Origin of the sequence: Kitasatospora sp. GAS204B (genome assembly GCF_029892155.1) — a bacterium.
Taxonomy (GTDB): domain Bacteria; phylum Actinomycetota; class Actinomycetes; order Streptomycetales; family Streptomycetaceae; genus Kitasatospora.
In genome coordinates, this window is record NZ_JARZAG010000039.1 from 22,756 (window position 1) to 44,542 (window position 21,787).

Consider the following 21,787-nt stretch of genomic DNA (forward strand, 5'->3'; position numbering starts at 1 on the left):
GACGGTCCGGCGGAGACGACCCCGGACTTATAGACAGGAGCGAAGTGGCTAAGGTCCGGGTATATGAACTCGCCAAGGAACTGGGCTTGGAGAGCAAGGCCGTGATGGCCAAGCTCACCGAGCTGGGTGAGTTCGTCCGTTCGGCGTCCTCGACGATCGAGGCGCCGGTCGTGCGCAAGTTGACTGATGCTCTTGGAGCTACGCCGCCGTCCGGTGGCGGGGCTGCCAAGCCTGGCCCGCGGAAGCCCGCGGCGCCCACGCCCACCGGCGCTGCCGGTGCGGCCGCACCCAAGCCGGGTGCCCCCTCGCCGGGTCCGCGGCCCGCCGCGACCCCCGGCCCCCGTCCGACTCCGGCCGCCGCCCAGGCGGCCCCCGCCGCCGCGGCTCCGGCCGCTCCGGCTGCTCCGGTGGCCCCCGCCGCGCCGCGTTCGGCCGGTGCCCCGACTCCGGGCCCGCGCCCGGCGGCGCGTCCCGCGGCTCCGGCTGCTCCGGCGGCCGAGTTCTCCTCCCCGACCCCGGCCGGCGGCGAGGCCGCCGCTCCGGCGCGTCCGGCCTCCCCGGCCCCGCGTCCGGCGGCTGCCGCCGGCGGCAGTGCCCGTCCGGGCCCGCGTCCGGCCGGCCCGCGTCCGGGCAACAACCCCTTCACCTCGGGCAGTGCCACCGGCATGGCCCGTCCCGGCGACCGTCGTGCGGCTGCGCCCGGCGACCGTCCGCAGCGTCCCGGTGGCCCCGGCGAGCGTCCGCAGCGTGCGGGTGGCCCCGGTGACCGTCCGCGTCCCGCCGGTGCCCCCGGCGCCGGTGCGCCGCGTCCCGGCGGCGACCGTCCGCAGCGTCCCGGTGGCCCCGGTGACCGTCCGCAGCGTGCGGGTGGTCCCGGTGACCGTCCGCGTCCCGCCGGTGCCCCCGGCGCCGGTGCGCCGCGTTCCGACGGGATGCCCCGTCCGGCCGGTCCGCGTCCGGGTGGGCCGAGCCCGTCCGGCATGCCGCGGCCGAACCCCGGCATGATGCCGCAGCGTCCCGGCCCGGGCACCGGTCCGCGTCCGGGCCCCGGTGGCCGTGGCCCCGGTGGCCCCGGTGGCGGCCGTCCGGGTGGTCCGGGTGCCGGTGGCGGCGCTCGTCCCGGCTTCCAGGGCCGTCCGGCCGGTCCGGGCTCGCGTCCGGCCGGTGGCGGCGGCTTCGGCGGCCCCCGTCCGGGTGGCGGTGCCGGTGGCGGCGGTGGCTTCGGTGGCGGCGGTGCCCGTCCCGGTGGCTTCGGCGGCCGTCCTGGCGGCCCGGGTGCCCGTGGTGGCACGCAGGGCGCCTTCGGTCGTGGCCCGGGCGGTCGTCCGGCCCGTGGCCGCAAGTCGAAGCGTCAGCGTCGCCAGGAGTACGAGGCCATGCAGGCCCCGTCGGTCGGCGGTGTGATGCTGCCGCGCGGCAACGGACAGACCGTCCGCCTGTCGCGTGGTGCCTCGCTGATGGACTTCGCGGAGAAGATCAACGCCAACCCGGCCGCGCTCGTCTCGGTGATGTTCAACCTCGGCGAGATGGTCACCGCGACCCAGTCGGTCGCCGACGCGACCCTGGAGCTGCTGGCCGGCGAGATGGGCTTCGTGCTCGAGATCGTCAGCCGCGACGACGAGGACCGCGAGCTGCTGGAGTCGTTCGACATCGACTTCGGTGCCGACGAGGGCGACGAGGACGAGCTCATGCCTCGCCCGCCGGTCGTCACCGTCATGGGTCACGTCGACCACGGTAAGACCCGACTGCTCGACGCGATCCGCAAGAGCAACGTGGTCGCCGGCGAGGCCGGTGGCATCACCCAGCACATCGGTGCGTACCAGGTGTCGGCGGAGGTGAACGGGGAGGAGCGCAAGATCACCTTCCTCGACACCCCCGGTCACGAGGCCTTCTCCGCCATGCGTGCCCGTGGTGCCAAGTCCACCGACATCGCGATCCTGGTGGTCGCGGCCAACGACGGTGTCATGCCGCAGACGGTCGAGGCGCTCAACCACGCCAAGGCCGCCGGTGTGCCGATCGTGGTCGCCGTCAACAAGATCGACGTCGAGGGCGCGGACCCGGTCAAGGTCCGCGGTCAGCTGACCGAGTTCGGGCTGGTGGCCGAGGAGTACGGCGGCGACACCATGTTCGTCGACATCTCCGCGCGCCAGGGCCTGAACATCGAGCAGCTGCTGGAGGCCGTGGTCCTGACCGCGGACGCCTCGCTCGACCTGCGGGCCAACCCGGAGCAGGACGCGCAGGGTATCGCCATCGAGGCGCACCTGGACAAGGGTCGCGGCGCCATGGCGACCGTCCTGGTCCAGCGCGGTACGCTCCGCGTCGGTGACTCGATCGCCGTCGGTGACGCGCACGGCCGCGTCCGCGCGATGCTCGACGAGAACGGCAAGAACGTCGAGGAGGCGGGTCCGTCCCGTCCGGTCCTGCTGCTCGGTCTGACCTCGGTGCCGCGCGCCGGCGACAGCTTCATCGTCGTCGACGACGACCGCACCGCGCGCCAGATCGCCGAGAAGCGTTCGGCCCGTGACCGCAACGCCATGTTCGCCAAGCGTCCGATGCGGATCTCGCTGGAGAACCTGGACCAGGCGATCGCGGCCGGCGGCATCCAGCAGCTCAACCTGATCATCAAGGGCGACGTCTCCGGTTCGGTCGAGGCCCTTGAGGACGCGCTGGTCAAGCTGGACGTCGGCGAAGAGGTCGAGCTGCGCATCCTGCACCGCGGTGTGGGTGCCATCACCGAGTCCGACGTGGACCTGGCGATGGGCTCGGACGCCATCATCATCGGCTTCAACGTCCGCGCCGAGGGCCGTGCTCGCACGGCGGCCGAGCGCGAGGGCGTCGACGTCCGGTACTACTCGGTCATCTACCAGGCGATCGAGGAGATCGAGGCGGCGCTCAAGGGCCTGCTCAAGCCGGAGTACGAGGAGGTGCGCCTCGGCTCCGCGGAGATCCGCGAGGTCTTCCGCAGCTCCAAGTTCGGCAACATCGCGGGTGTCATCGTCCGCGAGGGCCTGCTGCGCCGCAACGCCAAGGCGCGCCTCATCCGCGACGGCAAGGTCGTGGCGGAGAGCCTCACCATCGAGGGTCTGCGCCGCTTCAAGGACGACGCGACCGAGGTCCGCGAGGGCTTCGAGGCCGGTGTCACCCTGGGGTCGTTCAACGACATCAAGGTGGACGACGTCATCGAGACCTTCGAGATGCGCGAGAAGCCGCGCTCGTAGGCCCCGCGACTGGGCTGCGACGCAGCGGAGGGTGGGGGCCACCGAGGAACGAGGTGGCACCCGCCCGCAGCGTAGGAGCAGCCCACTAAGCGGCAAAGGCTGGCACCGTCGGGGCCGGTCGGCGGGATTTCCCGTCGACCGGCCCCGGTCTCGCTGTGTAAGGTCCTGCGCTACGAGCCCCGTTCGGGGCGTCCTTCGAGGCCTTCAGGTCGGCGAGACCTGTCATACATGTTCGTGGGAACACTCACTTTCGACCTGCTGCTCGGCGACGTTCACTCGCTCAAGGAGAAGCGCTCGATCGTGCGGCCCATCGTGGCCGAACTGCAGCGCAAGTACAGCGTGTGCGCTGCGGAAGTCGGAAACCAGGAGCTGCACCGGCGGGCCGAGATCGGCCTGGCGGTGGTCTCGGGCGAGCACCGGTTCGTCACCGAGATCCTGGACAGCTGCGAGCGGTTGGTCGCCGGCCGCCCCGAAGTGCAGCTGCTCTCCGCTCGGCGGAGGTACTACGGCGACGAGGATGAATGAGATCGGCCGTGCCGGTGGTGCAACGTCGCCACCGTCACACCGACGAGGACCGAGAGCGCTCACAAGGCTGAGCGCGGGCCGGTACGTTGGGGCGTGGGCCCCTAGGGGCGCTACGGCGCCCGGCGTACCGTGCCCACTGCACGAGGAGGCAACGTGACCGACACCGCAAGGGCGCGCAAGCTCGCCGATCGAATCCAGGTGGTCGTCGCCGAGACCCTGGAACGGCGGATCAAGGACCCGCGCCTGGGCTTCGTGACCATCACCGACACCCGCGTCACCGGCGATCTGCGGGAGGCCACCGTCTTCTACACGGTCTTCGGCGACGAGACCGAGCGGGAGGCGACGGCGGCCGCGCTGGAGAGTGCCAAGGGGGTGCTCCGCTCCGAGGTCGGCAAGCAGACCGGGGTGCGCTTCACCCCGTCGCTGACCTTCGTCGCGGACGCACTGCCGGACAACGCGCGCACCATCGACGACCTGCTGGAGCGGGTCCGGCTCTCGGACGCGGCGGTACGCACCGCGGCGACCGGGGCGCAGTACGCGGGGGAGGCCGACCCCTACAAGGTGCCGGCCGCCGACCGCGACGACGACGCGGACGAGGACGAGTAGTCATGGCCAGTGAGCCGGCGGCGGCCGGTTCGGCGAGGGCGTCTGTCACCGACCCGGTGACAGACGCCCTCGCGGTGCTTCCGGGGCAGCGCGAGGAGTCACCGGTCGGTTTCGCGGGGGAGCGGGGGGCGCCGGGTGCGCAGGCACCGGGGGCCCGGGGCGGGTTCGAGGCGGAGTGGCGGCGGATCGTGGCGGCGATCGGGCAGTGCCCGACGATCGACCTGATCTGCCACGTCACCCCGGACGGTGACGCGCTCGGCTCGGCGCTGGCGGCCGGGCTCGCGCTGCGCTCGCTGGGGCACCAGGTGCGGGTCTCCTTCGGGGACGACCCGCAGATCATCCCGGAGTCGCTCTCCTTCCTGCCCGGGCAGGAACTGATCGTGCCCGCCGCCGAGTTGCCGGACCGGCCGGAGCTGGTGATCTGCTTCGACGTCGCCTCGCAGGGGCGGCTCGGGCTGCTGCGGGAGAAGGCGTTCGCGGCGCGGGCGCTGGTGGTGCTGGACCACCACGCCTCCAACCCGGGCTTCGGGACGCACCGGATCATCGACCCGGGTGCGCCGGCCACCGCCGTGCTGGTGGACGAGCTGCTGCGGCGGCTGCGGGTGCCGCTCGACCAGGAGATCGCCACCTGCCTGTACACCGGGGTGGCGACCGACACCGGGTCGTTCAAGTACGCCGGGACCACGCCGGCCACCCACGAGCTGGCCGGTCGGCTGCTGGCCACCGGGATCCGGCAGGATCTGATCTCCCGTCAGCTCTGGGACACCACCTCCTTCGGGTACCTGAAGGTGCTGGGCGCCGCGCTGGAGCGGGCGGTGTACGAGCCCGCGGCGGCGGGCGGGCTGGGGCTGGTGTGGACCTGGGTGCCCTACCAGGACCTGGTGCTGTTCAGCGTCACCATGGAGGAGATCGAGGGCCTGATCGACGTGCTGCGCAAGCCGGCCGAGGCCGAGGTGGCGCTGGTGCTCAAGCAGGACCCGGACGGCACGCTGCGCGGGTCCTGCCGGGCCAAGGGCGCGGTCGACCTGGCAGCGGTCTGCGCGAGGCTGGGCGGGGGCGGGCACAGTTTCCAGGCCGGGTTCTCGGCGCGGGAGGACGTGCCGAGCGCGGTGGCGCGGTTCCGGGACGCGCTGGGGTGACGAGGCCGGGCGGCGTGCCGCTCGGGTCGTTGAATGTCGGGCTTGCAAAGTCTGCAAGCTCCGTATCGATGGTTTGCAAACGTTGCAGAGAAAGAAATGATGAAGCGCAAAGGCACCGGCCCTGACGGTCTGGTCATCGTGGACAAGCCCGAGGGCATCACCTCCCACGGCGTGGTCGCCCGGCTGCGCCGGCTGGCCGGGACCAGGAAGGTCGGTCACGCCGGCACCCTGGACCCGATGGCCACCGGGGTCCTGGTGATCGGCGTCGAGCGGGCCACCCGGCTGCTCGGACACCTGATGCTCACCGCCAAGACCTACGAGGCGACCATCCGGCTCGGCCAGAGCACGATCACCGACGACCGGGAGGGCGAGGTCACCGCCTCGATGCCCGCCGACGCGGTGACCCGGGCGGCGATCGACGAACAGGTCGCGCTGCTGACCGGCGAGATCATGCAGCAGCCGTCCAAGGTCAGCGCGATCAAGATCGACGGGAAGCGTTCCTACCACCGGGTCCGCGAGGGCGAGGAGTTCGAGCTGCCGGCCCGGCCGACCACGGTGTACTCCTTCACGGTGCACGAGCTGCGGCAGGCGGTGGCCGAGGACGGCACGCCGGTGATCGACCTGGACGTCACCGTGGAGTGCTCCTCCGGCACCTACATCCGCGCGCTCGCCCGCGACCTGGGCGGCGCGCTCGGGGTGGGCGGTCACCTGACGGCCCTGCGCCGCACCAAGGTCGGCCCGTACGGGGTGGAGTCCGCGCACACCCTGGAGCAGTTGGAGGAGCAGCTGGCCGTGCTGCCGATCGGCGAGGCCGCCGCGGCGGCCTTCCCGCGCTGGGACATCGAGGCGGACGACGCCCGGCTGCTCTCCACCGGCGCCCGGCTGAAGGCGCCCGGCCTGGGGGTGGCGGGGCCGATCGCGGTCTTCGGGCCCGAGGAGCAGTTCCTGGCGCTGGTGGAGGAGAAGGACGGCCAGGCGCGGCCGGTGGCGGTCTTCGTGGGGTAGGGGCGGCTGACGGGTGGTGACGGGTGGCTGACGGGCGATTGACGGGTGGGGGGGGGGGGGGGGGGGGCCCGGGGGGGGGGGGGGGGGGGGGGCGGGGGGGGGGGGGCGGCGGGGGGGGGGGGGGGGCCCGCCTCGGGCCGTCCCTCGCCCCCCCCCCCCCCGCCCCACCCGTCTGCTCTCGAGGTGACACAGCTCACCTCTCACCCGGATGGTAGAGCGCGCGAGGTGAAGGGGCGTGGTGAAAGGGGCGGTCGGGGTCGCGCGGGGCCTGGCGCGGGCAAGCTCCCCGCGGCGAGCACGGCAGCGGTGACGGGCCCGACGGGTGTCCACCGGGGCCGCCGGGGAGGGCAGCACGGATGGCTGGTGACCTGTGGGGCGGCGACCCGGCGGAGCCGGGTGGGGCGCTGGTCGGGATCAGCACGAGCGCCGGGCGCACGCTCGGGCACGGGTTCTGGGCCGACCTGACCGGCACGGTCCTCACCGCCGACGAGGTGGTGGCCGAGGCCGCCGCGCGCGGGGAGGGGCTGCGGGTGCGGACGGCGGCCGGGGAGTCCCGTGCGGTCGGGCCGGGCGCGCTGACCCGCTGCGCCGACCTCGGGCTGGCCTGGCTGACGACGAGTCAGGGCACGGCCGGCGCACCGCTGCCGGTGGCCGAGGCAGCCCCGGCGCCCGGACAGGACGTGCTGCTGCCCGGCATCGGCCGCGGTGCGCTGATCGGCACCGCGGGCGCGCTGACCGGCGGCCCCGGCCGGCAGGCGGGGCTGCTGTCGGGCGTGCTGCTGCTCGAGCTGCCACCCGGGACGGATCCGGTGGCCGGCCTGCCGGTGCTCGACCCCGCGACCGGCGTGGTGCTCGGCCTGCTGGCCCCCGGTCTGCGCGGGCTGCCGGCCGACCGGGCCGGCGCGATCCCGCTGGCCGCCGCCGCTCGGGCCGCCGGCCCGGCGGAGCTCGCCGCGTTGCTGGGCCGCAACGCGGTCGCCGCGCCCGCCTACGGGCCGGCGCTCAACCTGGGCGGGGCGCTCCGCCTGGCGTCCCGCCAGCTCGCGGCGGCGAGCGCCGGACCGGGCCGGATCGCCGAGCTGGCCGCCGACCGGGTGGAGCGAGCCGACGGCCTGTGCGGCGAGGAGCCGGGGGTGCCGCTGACGGTCCTGGTCGGCGAGCCCGGCAGCGGGCGCAGTACCGAGCTCGCGGCGCTCACGGTGCGCCGGTCCGGCGTCGCCACGCCGCTGCCGACCCTCTGGCTGCGCGGCGCCGACCTGCGGGCGCCGGACCGTTGCCTGCGCGCGGCCCTGGCCAGGACGCTGGCCCGGCTCGCCGCCGGGGTGGACGAGGCGGCGCTGGCCCGGGTCTGCGCGGCCGGCGGTCGGCCGCTGCTGGTGGTGCTGGACGCGCCGGAGGAGGCGCCCGGAGCGCTCGGAGCGGCCTGGTGGACGGCGACGCTGGCCTGGCTGACCGAGGCGCCCGCCCGGTTGCTGGTGGCCTGCCGTCCGGAGAGCTGGGAGCAGTACGCGGCAGCCCTCGACCCGGCGCCGCCGGGGCCGGACGGGTCGGTGCGGCTGCACCGGCTCAGCCCGCTCGGCGGGCCGGCCCTGGAACTTGCCGCGCGCAGCCACGGGGTGACGGTGAGTCAGCAGTCGGTGAGCCCGCTGTTGCTCCGGCTGGCGGGCGAGCTGCGGGCCGCCGGTGCCGACCCGACGGGGGCGGGCCCGGCCGAGCTGTACCAGGGGTGGCTCGACCTGCGCTGCCTGCGGATCGCCGAGCGGCTCGCCCGCGAGGGGGTGCGCCCCGCCTCGCACCGCAAGGGCGGCACGGCGCCGGTTACCGTGATCGCGCCGCAGCGGGTGCGCCGGCTCGCGATGGCGGCGGCCGGACGGGTGCACGAGGCGGCCCGCCGGATGCTCGGGCCGGGGCAGGGCGGGCTGGCGCCGGCGGTGTTCGAGGAGCTGTTCCCGGCAGCCGGCGGCTGGGCGGCGGCGGTGCTCGCGGACGGGCTCTTCGTGCCGGCGGGCGAGGGCTACCGGCTGGCGCACGAGGAGGTCGCGGACTGGCTGCAGGGCCAGCACCTGGACCTGGACGCGGCGCTGCGCCTGCTGCTGGCGGACGACGACCGCCCCGGCGCCCGGCGGACGATGCCCCGGCACCGGGTGGGCGCGGTGGAGGCGGCGCTGCGTTCGCTCGCACGAGTGCGCGGGGCGGCCGGGCTCGACCCGTGGCTGCGCCGGCTCTGGCGCCCGCTGGCCCGGCCGGACGCGGCGGACGGTGACCAACTGGGCGATGACCAGCAGGCCGGCGAGGTGCACTGGTGGGCGGCCCGGCTACTGGCGGCCGGCCTGCGGGCCAGCCCGGACCCCGAAACGCACCAGGAGCTGCTGGAGCTGCTGGCGGAGCGGATCGCGCAGTCGGCGGCCTCGGCACGGACGGGCTCGGCGCGGACGGCGACGACGCCGGGGTCGCAGGCCCGCTTCGGCCTCGGGTTCTGGGCCGACCTCGCCCTGCCGCCGGAGCGCTGCTGGGCGCTGCTACGGCTGCTGGTCCGGGCGGACGGCCCGGAGCAGGGCTTCCTCGCCGCGGCGGTGGCCCGGCTCGCCGCGACGGGGGCGGCGGCCTTCCCACCGCTGTGCCGCTGGTTCGAGGACGGCCGCGCCCTGCCCGCCCGTCCCGGGGCGAGTGTCGCCGACCTCGCGCACGACCTGCTCTTCGCCCACCGGGCCCTGGGCGTCGACGAGTTGACGGAGGCACTGGTGGCCACCGCCCACCCGCGCGCCGACGCACTGCTGACCGTGCTCGCGGTCGAGGAACCCTCCGCGCTCTGCCGTGCCGTCGACCGGTGGAGCCACGACGCCCGCCCCGAGCGCCACGTGGCGGCCGCCGTGCACGCGCTGCGCGCCGCCCCGTACGCCACCGGCGCGGGGCGCGAGCTGCTGCGCCACACCGCGCTCACCCTGCTCGCCCGGGAGACCGAACCGGGCCTGCACGGAGCCGCGCTGGCGCTGCTGGTCCGTGATCCGGTCAGCCGGGCCCGGCACCTGACCGCCGCACTGGCGGCGTACGCGGCCGACGACCCATTCGTCAGCCCGGAGGTGCTGGGCCTGGCGCTGGCCACCGATGCCGCTGCCGTGCTGGCCGCCTTCGAGGCCCGCCTGGCGCGTCCGGGACCCGGCGCGGCAGCCGTGCTGCGGGTGCTCGCGGACGCCCCGGCCCAGGGCACCGGGGCCGGAGCCGGGGCGCCGGGCGGGCTGCCCGATCCGGCCACCCGGCTGGCCGGGCGCCTGCTGCGGGACCGTCCGGAGCGGGCCGAGCTGGTCGCCGAGTACCTGAACCGGCGGCTGACCCTCGGGACGGCGGGCCGGGGCGACCTGACCGCGCTGCTCGGCGCGCCCGGTGAGCGGCCGGCGCCGGTCCGGCGCGCCTTCGCGCTGGTCCTGGCCGCACCGCAGGACGCCGCGGGGCGGCACGATCCGGAGCCGGCGAACGCGCTGCGCCGCGAGCTCCTGGACCGGCTGCTGGCCACCGAGCGGGATCCGGCGGTGCTGGCCCCGGTCCTGGAGCGGCTGGCCAACGGCACCGCCCGCCAGGACCCGGGGCGGGCCCGCGCGGTGGTTTGCCGGATCGCGGACGCCTGGGAGCGCGGTGACGGCGGGCCGGAGCGCTGGGACGCGCTGCTGGTGCGCTGCGCGGGCCGCAGCGCCGACTTCGCGCAGCTGCTCGCCGAGTGGCCCGCCACTGCCCGGCCACTGGCCGGCGGGCCGTTGCTGGCCCGGATGCGCGGGCTGCTCGCGCAGGGCCGCGACCCGCAGTACGCGGCGGCCGAGGCCGAGCGCACGCCGGTGCGGGCGGTGACGGCCGTGCTGCCGCACGCAGCGGGTGTTCCGGTGCCGGGGCGCGGAGCGGCGCATGGCACGCTATAGGGGATCGAGTTCGAGCATGTGAGCAGTGGCGGAAGAAGAGGAGCGGTCAGGGTGCAGCGCTGGCGTGGCCTGGAGGATATTCCCGGCGACTGGGGACGCAGCGTCGTCACCATCGGTTCCTTCGACGGTGTGCACCTCGGGCACCAGCTGATCATCAACCGGGCCGTCGCCCGGGCTCGTGAACTGGGCGTCAAGGCCGTGGTGGTGACCTTCGACCCGCACCCGAGCGAGGTGGTCCGCCCCGGCAGCCACCCGCCGCTGCTGGCCCCGCACCCGCGTCGGGCCGAGCTGATGGCGACGCTCGGCGTGGACGCCGTGCTGGTGCTGCCGTTCACCATGGAGTTCTCGAAGGAGTCGCCGCAGACCTTCGTCCGGCAGGTGCTGGTGGACGCCCTGCACGCGCGACTGGTGATCGAGGGCCCGAACTTCCGGTTCGGGCACAAGGCGGCGGGCGATGTCGCGCTGCTGGCCGAGCTGGGCCGGGCCGCGGACTTCGAGGTCGAGCTGGTCGACCTGCAGGTGCGCGGCGCGGCGGGCGGCGGCGAGCCGTTCTCCTCCACGCTGGTGCGCCGGCTGGTCGCCGCGGGCGACATGGCCGGGGCCGGTGAGGTGCTCGGCCGTCCGCACCGGGTCGAGGGGATCGTGGTGCGCGGTGCGCAGCGCGGTCGCGACCTGGGCTTCCCGACCGCGAACGTGGACACGGTGCCGCACAGCGCGATCCCGGCCGACGGGGTGTACGCGGGGTGGCTGACGGTCGGGGACGAGCGGATGCCGGCCGCCATCTCGGTCGGCACCAACCCGACCTTCGACGGCACCGCCCGCACCGTGGAGGCCTACGCGATCGACCGGGTCGGCCTGGACCTGTACGGGCTGCACGTGGCGGTCGACTTCCTCGCCTTCCTGCGCGGGATGGAGAAGTTCGACACCATCGAGGCGCTGCTCGACCGGATGGCCGACGACGTCAAGCAGGCCCGCGAGCTGACCGAGCAGAGCTGACGGTCCGTCAACAGAACGCCCCGCGGCGCCCGCCCCGATACGCATCGGGGCGGGCGCCGCGGCATCGGCTCACTGCTGCGCGGGCGGCGGCGGGTAACCGTAGCCGGGCTGCTGCGGGGGCTGCGGCTGCCCGTGGTCGGGCTGCTGCTGCGCCCACTCCGGCGGCAGCGCCTGCTGCGGCGGGCCCGGCTGCTGCGGGGCACCGGGCGGAGGGTAACCGTAGCCCGGCGGCGGGCCCTGCTGTCCGGGCTGCCCCGGCTGGGGTGCCCACGGCTGGGCCGGCGGCGGCGCGCCCCACGGCTGGCCGCCCTCCTGCGCCGGGTAGCCCTGGCCCTCCGGACCCGGCTGCCCCCACGGCTGCTGCTGCGGCGACACCGGTCCGGGCTGACCGGTCCACTGCTGCTGCGGCGGCACCCCCGGCTGCTGCTGCGCCTGCTGCTGCCAGCCGCTGCTCTGGTGGGCGGCCTGCTGGGCCCGGACGATGTCCTCGCCGACCAGCGTGGCCAGCTCGAAGTAGGCCTCGCGGACCTTGGGCCGCATCATCTCCAGGTTGACCTCGGCACCGGCCGCCAGGCTCTCGTCGAAGGGCACCACGACGACGCCGCGGCAGCGGGTCTCGAAGTGCGCGACGATGTCCTCGATCCGGATCATCTTGCTGGTCTCGCGCACCCCGGAGACGACGGTGATGCTGCGCTGGACCAGGTCCGCGTAGCCGTGCGCGGAGAGCCAGTCCAGCGTGGTGCTGGCGCTGCTGGCGCCGTCCACGCTCGGAGTGGCGACGATGATCAGCTGGTCGGCCAGGTCGAGCACCCCGCGCATCGCGCTGTAGAGCAGCCCGGTGCCGGAGTCGGTCAGGATGATCGGGTACTGGCGGCCCAGCACGTCGATCACCTGGCGGTAGTCGGAGTCGTTGAAGGTGGTGGAGACCGCCGGGTCGACGTCGTTCGCCAGGATCTCCAGGCCGGAGTTCTGGTCCTGCGAGGTGAACTGGCGGATGTCCATGTAGCTGCGCAGGTGCGGGATCGCGGTCACCAGGTCGCGGATGGTCGCGCCGGTCTGACGCTTGATCCGGCGGCCCAGGGTGCCCGCGTCAGGGTTGGCGTCGATCGCGATCACCTTGTCCTGGCGCTCGCTGGCCAGGGTGGCCCCGAGCGAGGTGGTGGTCGTGGTCTTGCCGACACCGCCCTTGAGGCTGATCACCGCGATCCGGTAGCAGCTCATCACCGGAGTGCGGATGATCGTCAGCTTGCGCTCGCGCTCGGCCTGCGCGGCCTTGCCGCCGAACTTCAGCCGCGGCGCCTGGCGCTGCTGCTTGGGCTGGCTGCGCAGCAGGCGGTCGGAGGAGAGCTCCACGGCGGCGGTGTAGCCGAGCGGGGCGCCGTGCGCGGTCGGCTGCTGGGCGCCCGGCTGCTGGAAGGCTGCGGGTGGCTGCGGGACGGCCTGCTGGTGCGGGTAGGCCACCGGCGCCGGGTAGGGCTGGGCGACCGGGGGACCCGCCTGCGGCGGGAGCTGCCCGGGCTGGCCGGTGCCGGGCGCCGGCCAGCCGCCCTGGCGCGGGTCGACCGGGCCGGTCTGCGGGGCGTTGGCCTGCGGGGCGTTGGCCTGCGGCACACCCGGCTGAGGAACGCCCGGCTGCGGCATGCCCTGCTGAGGCATGCCCGGCTGCGGGGCGGCCGGCGGCTGCGCCCACGGGGCGCCGGGGCCGGGCGGCGCGACCTCGACCGCAGGCTGCGGCTGGGCGGGTGCCATCGGTTGGGCGTGCTGCTGCTGGCCCTGCTGCGGCTGCTGCTGGCCCGGCTGCAGGTGCGCGGGGTAGGCGCTGGGCGGGTAGGCGCTGTTGGGGTAGCCGTAGCCGGGCTGCGGCGGGCCGGCCTGGTAGCCACCCTGCTCGGGGCCGGGCCAGCCGGGCGGACCGGGCTGGACAGGCTGAGGCTGGGCGGGCGGCCCCGCCTGGACGGGCGGGCCGGGCTGGACAGGCTGGGCAGGCGGCCCGGGCTGCACGGGCGCCGCGGGCTGGGCGGCGGCGACCGGCTCGACGGCGACCGGCGCACTCGGCACGACCGGGGGCGTGGCCGCGGTCACGGCCGGCGCGGCCGGTACCGACTCGGCGGCCGGTGCCGGTGCGGGCGCCGCAACCGGCGCGCTCGACTGCGGCGCGGGCGCCACGGGCAGGTCGGCCGCCGGCGCCGCGGGCGGCGTCGCTACGGTTTCCGGCGCCGAGGCGGCCGCGGGCACCGGTGGGGTCGCCACGGCCGGCGCAGCCGGTGCCGCCTCGCCCTGGGTGTACCAGGACGGGGGAGTGTAGTCGGGGGCGTCGGACCAGTCGTCGTCGTCCTCCGCCGCATTGTCGCCGACGTAGACGCCGTCCCGATCGCTACTCACCTTGGGCTCCCTCGTGTTCGCTGCCGCTCTTCGCGGTGCGGTCAGGCACAAGACTAGAACCTGCACCTCGCCACGTTGAGTGCGCCGTCGGTTCTGGTCCGAGCCGACGGTCACCCGCACCCCGCCGCAGTCCGTCTGGCCGACCGATCGGCGCTGTCACCCGGACCGGTGACAGCGCGGCCGGATCAGTCGACCCGGCGGGCCGGACCCAGCAACTGGTGCTCGGACGCGCCCGGTTCGGTGCGCACGTACTGCCGGCGGATCCGGGTGGCCCAGAGCGTGATGTCGTCGCCCAGGGTCGGCAGCGCGGCCACGTCCTGGCCGCCCAGCGACAGCACCCGCCCGATCAGCTCCGCCTCCTGCGGGGCGACCCGCTGCACGCCCACCAGGTCGGCCGCGTTCAGCACCCGGGCCGCGTTCGGGCCGAGGAAGGGCAGCAGGGTCAGGGTGGACTGCCACGGGGTGGCCGAGAGCCGGCTGCGCGGCGGGCGCGGTCCGAGGTCGCGGACCACCAGGACCGGCGCCGAGACCGAGGCCCCCTGCGCGCCGAGCCGGCCGATCTGGTGGACCGTCACGCACGGCTGTCCGCCGCCCGCGGCCTGCGCCAGCGGCGCCCAGAGCTGCGGTCGGGCGGTCTCCACGGCCACCCGGGCCCCGGTCGCCGCCGCCCGCAGCGCGACCACCTGGGCCGTCCAGACACCGCCGACCAGCACCACGTCGTAGGAGGTGGGCCGGAACAGGCCCAGCACCGCGGTCTGCCGCTGCGGGTCCTCGCCGATCACCACCCCGTCGTCGCCGACCGGCACGCTGAGCGCCGCCAGCTCCTCGGGGTTGAGCACGTGCTGCTCGCGGCGCGGGCCGCGCAGGCCGAAGCCGGCCCGGATCCGGGTGAGCGGCCTGGGCCGCTCGTCACCGGGCTGCGGGCGGCCGTGGCCGGAGTAGGTCTGGTAGGCCATCAGGCACATCCCCCCAGGGGCAGGGTGGCGAGCAGGCCGGGCGCCTGCTCCTGGTCCAGCCGGGACAGGCCCAGGCCCGCGCTCTGCGCGCGCTGCTCCAGCAGCCGGCCGTACTGGGCCGCGTCGGCCTCGCTGCGGGCGACCACCCGCACGTGCCCGGTGATCGCCACCGAGTCGCCGGTGCCGGGGCGCGCCGTCAGGCTGAACACGCTGGCCAGCGCCGGTGTGCCGGTGGCCAGGTTGACCAGCTCGGCGGCCGAGACGCCCTGGCCGGACCCGCCGGAGCGGCTCAGCTGGGGCCACTTGGAGATCCAGTAGGTGGTGTGGAAGCGGTCGTCGATCCGCCAGAACCGGCTGTTCTCCTGGGTCCTGCGGGTGCCGCTGCCGCCGCTGCCGGTGCCCTGCCGTCCTGCGGTGGCCAGCGGGTTGGCGCAGGTGGCGATGGACAGCGCGCCGATCAGCTCCCGCTCGTCCAGCGCGGTGGCGCTGAAGCCGGCCCCGTTGAGCCGTCCGGCGAGCTGGTCGGTGACCCGCTGCAGCGCCTTGCGGGCGCCCTCCTCGCCGCCGCCGCGGGCCAGCACGGCGGTGGCCGCGCGCTGCGGGTCGAGCTTGAGGGCCACCCAGGTCAGCCGCAGCGCCGGGGTGGTGACCCCGTCCCGCAGCTCCTGGTAGGCGCGGCTGGCCAGCGCGTGGTCGGGCAGGTGCGGGGCGGGGGCGGGCTGGGTGTGCTGGACCAACTGCACCGACTCCAGCGCGATGTCGTCCACCCGCAGGGCCGAGCAGACCACGTCCAGCGGCAGCGGCAGCGCGGTGCGCATCGGCCGCAGCGGCTGGTCCTTGGCCTGCACCAGCAGCACCGAGGTGAGGAAGGTGCCGTCCCCGATCATGCCGGTCTCACGGCGGACCGGGCGGCCGACGCCCAGGTCGGCCTCGGTGGCGTGGGTGTAGGTGCGCAGCGCCGGCTCGAGTTCGAGCGCGGGTGCCAGGCCCGGGTCGGTGCCCGGCGGCGGCACGTTGCCGGCCGCCTCACGACGCCGGCGGCGGGCGGCCGTGCGGATCCGCAGCGCCTCGGGCAGGCTGCGCCCGCGCACCGGGACCAGGGCCAGCACCAGCAGCAGCACGGCGGGCACCGCGAAGGCGCCGGCGACCATGCGGTTGACGGTCCAGCCGACGGCGACCAGGGCCACCGCCACCTCGATGAGCACTACTTGCTGCAGGCGCAGCCGACTCCCGAGCAGCCCGGGGCGCGGATGCACCTTCACCGGCACGGCCGCCGGCCCGCCGCCCTGGTCCTGGATTCCCTTGGCCGGTCGGACAGTCGCGCCGCGCGGGCCCGCTTTCCCGCCCTGTGCCGCCCTGCGTCGCCCTTGCGCGGTCTGGCTTGGCATTCCCCCGGGTGACCCTCTCTGATTCGCTGTCACGGCCCGGTTGGCCGGGCGTAGAACAGTACCCGTACCGTAATCACCGTCTGCCGCATCGTAGAGGGTCAGCAGGGACCGGAGGCGGGCGGGCGGCCTGGAACAGGGGAGGGCCAAGCAGCATGGCATCACGCAGGGACGAGTTGAACGCCTACACGTTCGCGCGAAAGCGCACGGTGGGTGCTTTCCTGCAACCGGTCGGTGGCGGGAGTGACGAGGACGCGCCGCGGCCGATCCGCGCGGTGGTGCCCTCACTCGTCGTGGCCGCGGTGCTGGTGGCCGGGTTCGGCGCCTGGGGGCTGATCAAGCCGACCGCGCCGCAGGGTTGGGCCGACGGCAGCAACGTGATCCTGGGCAAGGACTCGACCACCCGCTACGTCGTGCTGACCAGCGCGGACGGCACCAAGATGCTGCACCCGGTGCTCAACATGGCGTCGGCGAAGCTGGTCCTGCCGGTCAACTCCAAGGTGGTCATCGTCGCCGACTCGGCGATCGACAACTACGCGTCGCACGGCCCGACCATCGGCATCCCGTACGCGCCCGACAAGTTGCCGAGCGCCACCGACGCGGGCACGGCGAAGAAGTGGTCGGTCTGCGACCGGCCCGGTTCCGATGCCGACCACCCCAACCAGGCGGTCTTCGTGACGGCCGGCGCGGACGCGGCCACCCTGGCCCGCCCTGACCGCAAGCTCGGTGACGGCCAGTCGCTCTGGGTGCAGGGTTTGCAGAAGAACGGTGTGCCCGGTCCCCAGTTTCTGGTCGACCCGCAGGGTCGTGCACACCCAATCGGCACATCCGGGATGTCCGACAACGACCTGACGGCGCTGCGGATCGCGCTCTTCGGCAACGGGGCCCAGCCCGAGCACGTCAGCGACGACTGGCTGGCCACGCTCGCCCCGGGCAGCCCGATCGGCTTCCCGCAGGTGCCGGGGATGTCCGCCGGCGCCCCGACCCCCTCCGACGTCCAACTCTCCGACCAGAGCCAGCGGTACGTCGGGCGGCTGGTCACCTCGGACGGCACCGACTACGTGGTCGGCAAGAGCCAGCTGTACAAGGTGACCCCGTTCCAGGCCGAGTTGCTGCGGCAGGCACCGATCACCGCCAACGCCTACAAGCAGGGCAACCAGCAGGGCAATCCCGGCTACTCCGAGATCACCCCGGCCGACAACGCGAAGTACTACAACACCGTCACCCCGCTGGCGAACGACGCCGACTGGCCCACCGCCAAGCCCGGCGCCTCGGTCAACGCCGGCGGCCCCGGCCCCAGTCCCGCGCACCAGGTGGTCTGCTCGACGTTCGAGGGCCTGTCGGGCAGCGGCATCGCGCAGAGCGTCTGGGCCGGCACGGACTACCCCGCCGCCTTCACGCCCGGCGCGGCCAGCGCCTACGTCAGCCCCGGGCACGGGCTGTTCTACCGCGCGATGGACAACACGGCGGACGGTTCCGGCAGCGACTACCTGATCACCGAGACCGGGCTGCGCTACTCGGTGCCGGCCAGCAGCGAGGGCACCGTGGCCGGCGCCTCGCCGACGCCGACCGCGGCTGCCTCGGCGAGCCCGGCGCCGGCCCAGCAGCAGGTCAACCAGGCCCAGGACCGGCTCGGTTACCAGAACACCACGCCGGTGCTGGTGCCCAAGGCCTGGTCGAACCTGATCCCGGCCGGCCCGGAGCTGAACACCAACGCGGCCACCCAGGTGCAGAACTCCTGACCCGTGGTCAGCAACGGTTGCCCCCAAGGCCCGCGCAACGTCATGGGTTGGTAACCAAACAGCTCCCGGTGTTGGGAGTGTCGGCAGTGGCGACTACAGTGCTGCCGAGGCATCACACCGTGGTGCCGTTCGGGTGGCCTGGGTGACCATACGCCCGGATATTTAGTCTGTCTCATGGGGGACGGTGGAACATGGCCGGTAGTCAGTTCACGACGACCGCTGAGGAGATGCGCGCCTTCTCCGGCAAGATCAACGAGGTCAACCAGCAGATCCAGGGCGAGCTTTCCAAGCTCAACGCGCTGGTCAGCTCGATCGCCGGAGGATGGCAGGGCGCGGCCGCGACGGCGTACCACCAGCTGCAGGAGCGCTGGAACGAGGACGCCAAGGCGCTCAACACGGTGCTGGACGAGATTCGTGGGGCGATCGACGCCACCACCTCGAAGTACTCGCAGACCGAAGAGGAGCAGCGTTCCTCGCTCGGCGGAGTCCAGGGCGCCTGAGCGTCGGTACACGGCCGCACAGCCGCGTAGACCGTACGGGGCGGCCCCGGACCGGGGCGCCCCGATCCACCGATTCCCTGACAAGGAGCCACCATGTCCGACGGACACATCAAGGTCAATTTCTCCACCATCCAGGACGCGGGCTCTGAGGTCCGCGCCACCGCCGGCCGCATCCAGCAGCAGCTGGACGACCTCAAGGCCGGCGTGCAGCGGATCGCCAGCTCGTGGACCGGTTCGGCGCAGGAGGGCTACCAGGCCCGCCAGGCGACCTGGGACCAGAAGGCCGCCGACCTGCACAACACGCTGAACCAGATCGCGGCCGCCCTGGACAACGCGCACCAGAGCTACACCTCGACCGAGAACGCGAACGCCCAGATCTGGGCGGGCTGATTCACCTCCGCCCCTGATGGGCGTCGGGTGAACCGCGTTGGCGGGGCGGGTGCCGTTGGGTGCCCGCCCTGCCGCATGTCCGGATAGCGCAGCAAGTCGAGGGGTACCAGGTGGCGTTGGGGCGAAGGCTGAGCCGGATCGCGTCGGTCGGCGCGGTGCTGGGGGTATTGGGCGGGACGGCCGCCGGGCCCGCGGCGGCGGATCCGCCCGGGGTGCACTGGTCCCCGTTGAGCATCGCCGCGGCCGGCGACTGCCAGTTCCCGGCCAAGGACGTGGCGGCCACTCCGTGGGCGCTGCAGCGGGTGCTGCTCGACCAGTTGTGGCAGAACAACAACAAGGGTGCCGGGGTCCTGGTCGCCGTGATCGACACCGGCGTGGACAACCAGAACCCGCAGCTGGCCGGCAAGGTGCAGGACGGCGGCACCCTGCTGACGGACCCGAACAACGCCAACCAGTCGGTCGGGCCCGCGACCCAGGACACCGTCGGCCACGGCACCAAGGTGGCCGGCATCATCGCCGCCTCGCCGCTCTCCGGTGTCGGCTTCGTCGGGCTCGCGCCGAACGCCCAGATCCTGTCGATCCGGCAGAACGACGACGCCGGCAGCGGCAACGTCGCGACGATGGCCAAGGCGATCAACAACGCGGTCGCCGACGGCGCGAAGGTGATCAACATCTCGCAGGACGTCCGGGGCACCAACGCCGACGGCAGCTTCGGTGACAGCGGCACGCTCAAGCAGGCGATCGACAACGCCGAGGCGCACAACGTGGTGGTGGTCGCGGCCGCCGGCAACGACGGCCTGGAAGGCCCCGTCTACCCGGCCGCCTACCCTTCGGTGCTCGCGGTGGGCGCCTCCGACCGCAACAACGAACGCGCCTCCTTCTCCGAGTACGGCGACTTCGTCAAGGTGGCCGCCCCGGGCGTCGACATGCTCTCCACCGTCCCCGGCCGCGGCCAGTGCGTGGACAACGGCACCAGCTTCGCCGCCCCGTACGTGGCCGGCGTGGCCGCCCTGCTGCGCGGTGCGCACCCGGACTGGACGGCCCAGCAGATCCGCACCCGGATCGAGCAGACCGCGCAGCGCACCGAGCACGGCGCCAACAAGTACATCGGCTGGGGCGTGATCGACCCGGTCAAGGCGGTCGACGACACGGACCCGCCGGCCAACGCCCCGAGCGCCGACGCGACGGTCAAGCTGGCCGGCGTCCCGATCATGCCGCAGCCGCTCGGCCTCGGCGAGACCCAGGCCGACCGCGACCGGCGCACCGCCACCTACGTGCTGGCCGGCGTGCTGCTGGCGGTCGCGCTGCTCTTCGGCGGCTCGGTCGTGCTGCGCGACTACCGCCGCCGCGGGCGGGCCTGACGGTCCTCTGCGCACCCCGGCAGCGCGAAGCGGCCCGGACATCCCCCAGCAGGGTGTCCGGGCCGCTTCGCGAGCCAGGTCGGGTCAGAGCTGCTCGTCCTCCGGCAGCGTGATCACCCAGCGCGTCTCCTGGCGGGGGCGCAGGTAGAGGACCCAGTAGAGCGAGGCGATGACGGTGATCGCGCCGGTCCAGACCAGCGCGGTGTGGTCGAGCTGGGTCAGCACGTAGCAGAGCATCGCGATCAGCAGCACCGGCAGCACCGGCCACAGCGGCTGGCGCCAGGCGGGGGTGTCCTTGTGGGCGCTGCGGCGGGAGAGCAGGGCGGCGACCGCGACCAGCAGGTAGAGGGCGGCGACCGCGACACCCGTGATGTTGGTCAGCAGCAGGCCCGGGACGAAGCAGAGCGCCGCGCCGGGGACGCCGACGGCAAGGGTGGAGACCCAGGGGGCGTTGAACCGGTTCAGGGTGCCGAAGGCCTTGTTGATCGGCTCGGGCCAGGCCCGGTCGCGGCCGGAGGCGAAGAGCACCCGGGAGTTCTGGATCACCATCACGATGCCGGCGTTGATGATGGCCAGCGCGATGCAGAGGCTGATGAAGGTGCCCAGCGCCGAGTTGCTCCAGCCGGCCACCATGCCGGAGATGTCGCCGCCGGTCAGGGTGGCCAGGTCCGGGGCGCCCAGGGTGATCGCGATCACCGGGACCATGATGACCACGGCGGACAGGCCCAGCGTCCAGAGCACCGTGCGGGCCACGTTGCGGCGCGGGTTCTCCAGTTCCTCGGAGAGGTAGATCGCGGTGCTGAAGCCCTGGGTGACGAAGAGCGCGGTGCCCATCGCGGCCAGCATCGCGCCCAGGCCCACCGGGCTGGTCACCCCGTGGTCGCCGGCCACCACGCCGTGGAACAGGGACGAGACGCCGCGCTGGCCGTGCGCGAAGCCGAGGACCGACACCACACCGGCCGCGATCACCTCCAGGACCAGGAAGACGCCGGTGATCCAGGCGTTGGCGCGCAGGTCCAGCAGGCCGGCCACGGTGGCCGCGAGCATCACGCCCGCACCCGCCACCGGGCCGCTGACGTGCACGATCGGGGCCAGGTAGGCGGCGGTCCCGATGGCGATCACCGAGGGGACGATCATCACCACGATCAGCGACTGGATGAAGACCAGCCAGCCCGCGAACCGCCCGGCCAGCGTGCCGACCATCGCGTACTCGCCGCCGGCGCTGGGGATCAGGGTGCCGAGCTCGGAGTAGCAGAAGGCCACCGCGACGCAGAGGATCGCGCCGATGCCGATGGTCAGCGCGGTGGCGGTGCCGAGCGAGTTGAACAGCGTCGGAACCAGGACGAAGAGCGAGGAGGCCGGGGTGACGCAGGAGAGCGTGAGCAGCGTTCCGCCCACGACGCCCAGCGAGCGCTGGAGCTTGCGCGGGGCTTCGGCGGTACTGACCGTCACCGAGGGGGAGGTGGCGGGTGGGCGAAGCGTGTCGGTCATCAGGGGGGTCCGATCGGCTCAGCGCTTGGAGTGCGCGGTCCTGTGCGGTGCTGGGGTGGGGAGCGGTATCGCCTCCGCGAGGGTCGCCCGGTGTTCGGTTCTGCCTGTCGCTCCCGAGTCGCCATGGTGCGGGGGCGTAAAGCTTGCGTCAATGGCGGTTGACCTTCGGAATCCGTCGCGCTA

The 21,787-nt window shown here is 74.4% G+C and carries 15 protein-coding genes; 11 read left to right on the forward strand and 4 right to left on the reverse strand.

Annotated features, from left to right (window positions below):
* Positions 1–44: 44 nt before the first annotated feature.
* The 7 genes from infB to P3T41_RS33740 all read left to right on the forward strand — a co-directional run bounded on the left by infB (position 45) and on the right by P3T41_RS33740 (position 11,397).
* On the forward strand, positions 45–3,218 hold the full coding sequence (gene infB, locus P3T41_RS33710; RefSeq protein WP_280694432.1) for a translation initiation factor IF-2: 3,174 nt from the start codon (positions 45–47) through the stop codon (positions 3,216–3,218).
* Between the two features lie 228 nt (positions 3,219–3,446).
* Positions 3,447–3,743, forward strand: coding sequence for a DUF503 domain-containing protein (locus P3T41_RS33715; RefSeq protein WP_280694433.1), 297 nt, complete (start codon positions 3,447–3,449; stop codon positions 3,741–3,743).
* A gap of 153 nt (positions 3,744–3,896) precedes the next feature.
* Positions 3,897–4,349 carry a 30S ribosome-binding factor RbfA gene (gene rbfA, locus P3T41_RS33720; protein ID WP_280694434.1) on the forward strand — a complete coding sequence of 151 codons (453 nt, stop codon included), beginning with the start codon at positions 3,897–3,899 and terminating at the stop codon, positions 4,347–4,349.
* Between the two features lie 2 nt (positions 4,350–4,351).
* Complete coding sequence (locus P3T41_RS33725; protein WP_280694435.1) at positions 4,352–5,488, forward strand: bifunctional oligoribonuclease/PAP phosphatase NrnA; 1,137 nt, start codon at positions 4,352–4,354, stop codon at positions 5,486–5,488.
* Between the two features lie 99 nt (positions 5,489–5,587).
* Positions 5,588–6,493, forward strand: coding sequence for a tRNA pseudouridine(55) synthase TruB (gene truB / locus P3T41_RS33730; RefSeq protein WP_280694459.1), 906 nt, complete (start codon positions 5,588–5,590; stop codon positions 6,491–6,493).
* A 356-nt stretch (positions 6,494–6,849) separates the two neighbouring features.
* Positions 6,850–10,401 carry a serine protease gene (locus P3T41_RS33735; RefSeq protein WP_280694436.1) on the forward strand — a complete coding sequence of 1,184 codons (3,552 nt, stop codon included), beginning with the start codon at positions 6,850–6,852 and terminating at the stop codon, positions 10,399–10,401.
* Positions 10,402–10,452: 51 nt separating this feature from the next.
* The gene (locus P3T41_RS33740; protein ID WP_280694437.1) at positions 10,453–11,397 is read left to right on the forward strand and encodes a bifunctional riboflavin kinase/FAD synthetase; all 945 of its coding nucleotides are present in this window, start codon (positions 10,453–10,455) and stop codon (positions 11,395–11,397) included.
* A 69-nt stretch (positions 11,398–11,466) separates the two neighbouring features.
* Here P3T41_RS33740 and P3T41_RS33745 read toward each other — a convergent pair whose 3' ends face one another.
* The 3 genes from P3T41_RS33745 to eccE form a co-directional block, all read right to left on the reverse strand.
* A complete protein-coding gene (locus P3T41_RS33745) occupies positions 11,467–13,779 on the reverse strand; it encodes an AAA family ATPase (RefSeq protein ID WP_280694438.1) in 2,313 nt (770 codons plus the stop codon).
* 185 nt (positions 13,780–13,964) lie between these two features.
* Complete coding sequence (locus tag P3T41_RS33750) at positions 13,965–14,735, reverse strand: hypothetical protein (protein ID WP_280694439.1); 771 nt, start codon at positions 14,733–14,735, stop codon at positions 13,965–13,967.
* Positions 14,735–16,123 (reverse strand): type VII secretion protein EccE, encoded by a 1,389-nt coding sequence (gene eccE / locus P3T41_RS33755; protein WP_280694440.1) that lies wholly within the window; start codon positions 16,121–16,123, stop codon positions 14,735–14,737. The genes P3T41_RS33750 and eccE overlap by 1 nt, the downstream gene beginning before the upstream one ends.
* Positions 16,124–16,275: 152 nt before the next feature.
* On the opposite strand from eccE, the gene eccB reads away from it, so the two are divergent.
* From eccB to mycP, 4 genes are all read left to right on the forward strand, one after another.
* The gene (gene eccB, locus P3T41_RS33760) at positions 16,276–17,862 is read left to right on the forward strand and encodes a type VII secretion protein EccB (RefSeq protein WP_280694441.1); all 1,587 of its coding nucleotides are present in this window, start codon (positions 16,276–16,278) and stop codon (positions 17,860–17,862) included.
* A gap of 191 nt (positions 17,863–18,053) precedes the next feature.
* On the forward strand, positions 18,054–18,362 hold the full coding sequence (locus P3T41_RS33765; protein ID WP_280694442.1) for a WXG100 family type VII secretion target: 309 nt from the start codon (positions 18,054–18,056) through the stop codon (positions 18,360–18,362).
* Positions 18,363–18,455: 93 nt separating this feature from the next.
* The gene (locus P3T41_RS33770) at positions 18,456–18,752 is read left to right on the forward strand and encodes a WXG100 family type VII secretion target (RefSeq protein ID WP_280694443.1); all 297 of its coding nucleotides are present in this window, start codon (positions 18,456–18,458) and stop codon (positions 18,750–18,752) included.
* 59 nt (positions 18,753–18,811) lie between these two features.
* Positions 18,812–20,113: a type VII secretion-associated serine protease mycosin gene (mycP, locus tag P3T41_RS33775; RefSeq protein WP_348533719.1), complete on the forward strand. Its 1,302-nt coding sequence runs from the start codon at positions 18,812–18,814 to the stop codon at positions 20,111–20,113.
* Positions 20,114–20,197: 84 nt separating this feature from the next.
* Here mycP and P3T41_RS33780 read toward each other — a convergent pair whose 3' ends face one another.
* The gene (locus P3T41_RS33780; RefSeq protein ID WP_280694444.1) at positions 20,198–21,604 is read right to left on the reverse strand and encodes an APC family permease; all 1,407 of its coding nucleotides are present in this window, start codon (positions 21,602–21,604) and stop codon (positions 20,198–20,200) included.
* Positions 21,605–21,787 lie beyond the last annotated feature (183 nt).

Excerpts from the sequence above, each read along its gene's own strand:
- P3T41_RS33715 (WP_280694433.1), top strand. The coding sequence starts at position 3,447 with ATGTTCGTGGGAACACTCACTTTCGACCTGCTGCTCGGCGACGTTCAC.
- P3T41_RS33725 (WP_280694435.1), top strand. The coding sequence starts at position 4,352 with ATGGCCAGTGAGCCGGCGGCGGCCGGTTCGGCGAGGGCGTCTGTCACC.
- truB (WP_280694459.1), top strand. The coding sequence starts at position 5,588 with ATGAAGCGCAAAGGCACCGGCCCTGACGGTCTGGTCATCGTGGACAAG.
- P3T41_RS33735 (WP_280694436.1), top strand. The coding sequence starts at position 6,850 with ATGGCTGGTGACCTGTGGGGCGGCGACCCGGCGGAGCCGGGTGGGGCG.
- P3T41_RS33750 (WP_280694439.1), bottom strand. The coding sequence starts at position 14,735 with ATGGCCTACCAGACCTACTCCGGCCACGGCCGCCCGCAGCCCGGTGAC.
- eccE (WP_280694440.1), bottom strand. The coding sequence starts at position 16,123 with ATGCCAAGCCAGACCGCGCAAGGGCGACGCAGGGCGGCACAGGGCGGG.
- eccB (WP_280694441.1), top strand. The coding sequence starts at position 16,276 with ATGGCATCACGCAGGGACGAGTTGAACGCCTACACGTTCGCGCGAAAG.
- P3T41_RS33765 (WP_280694442.1), top strand. The coding sequence starts at position 18,054 with ATGGCCGGTAGTCAGTTCACGACGACCGCTGAGGAGATGCGCGCCTTC.
- P3T41_RS33770 (WP_280694443.1), top strand. The coding sequence starts at position 18,456 with ATGTCCGACGGACACATCAAGGTCAATTTCTCCACCATCCAGGACGCG.
- P3T41_RS33780 (WP_280694444.1), bottom strand. The coding sequence starts at position 21,604 with ATGACCGACACGCTTCGCCCACCCGCCACCTCCCCCTCGGTGACGGTC.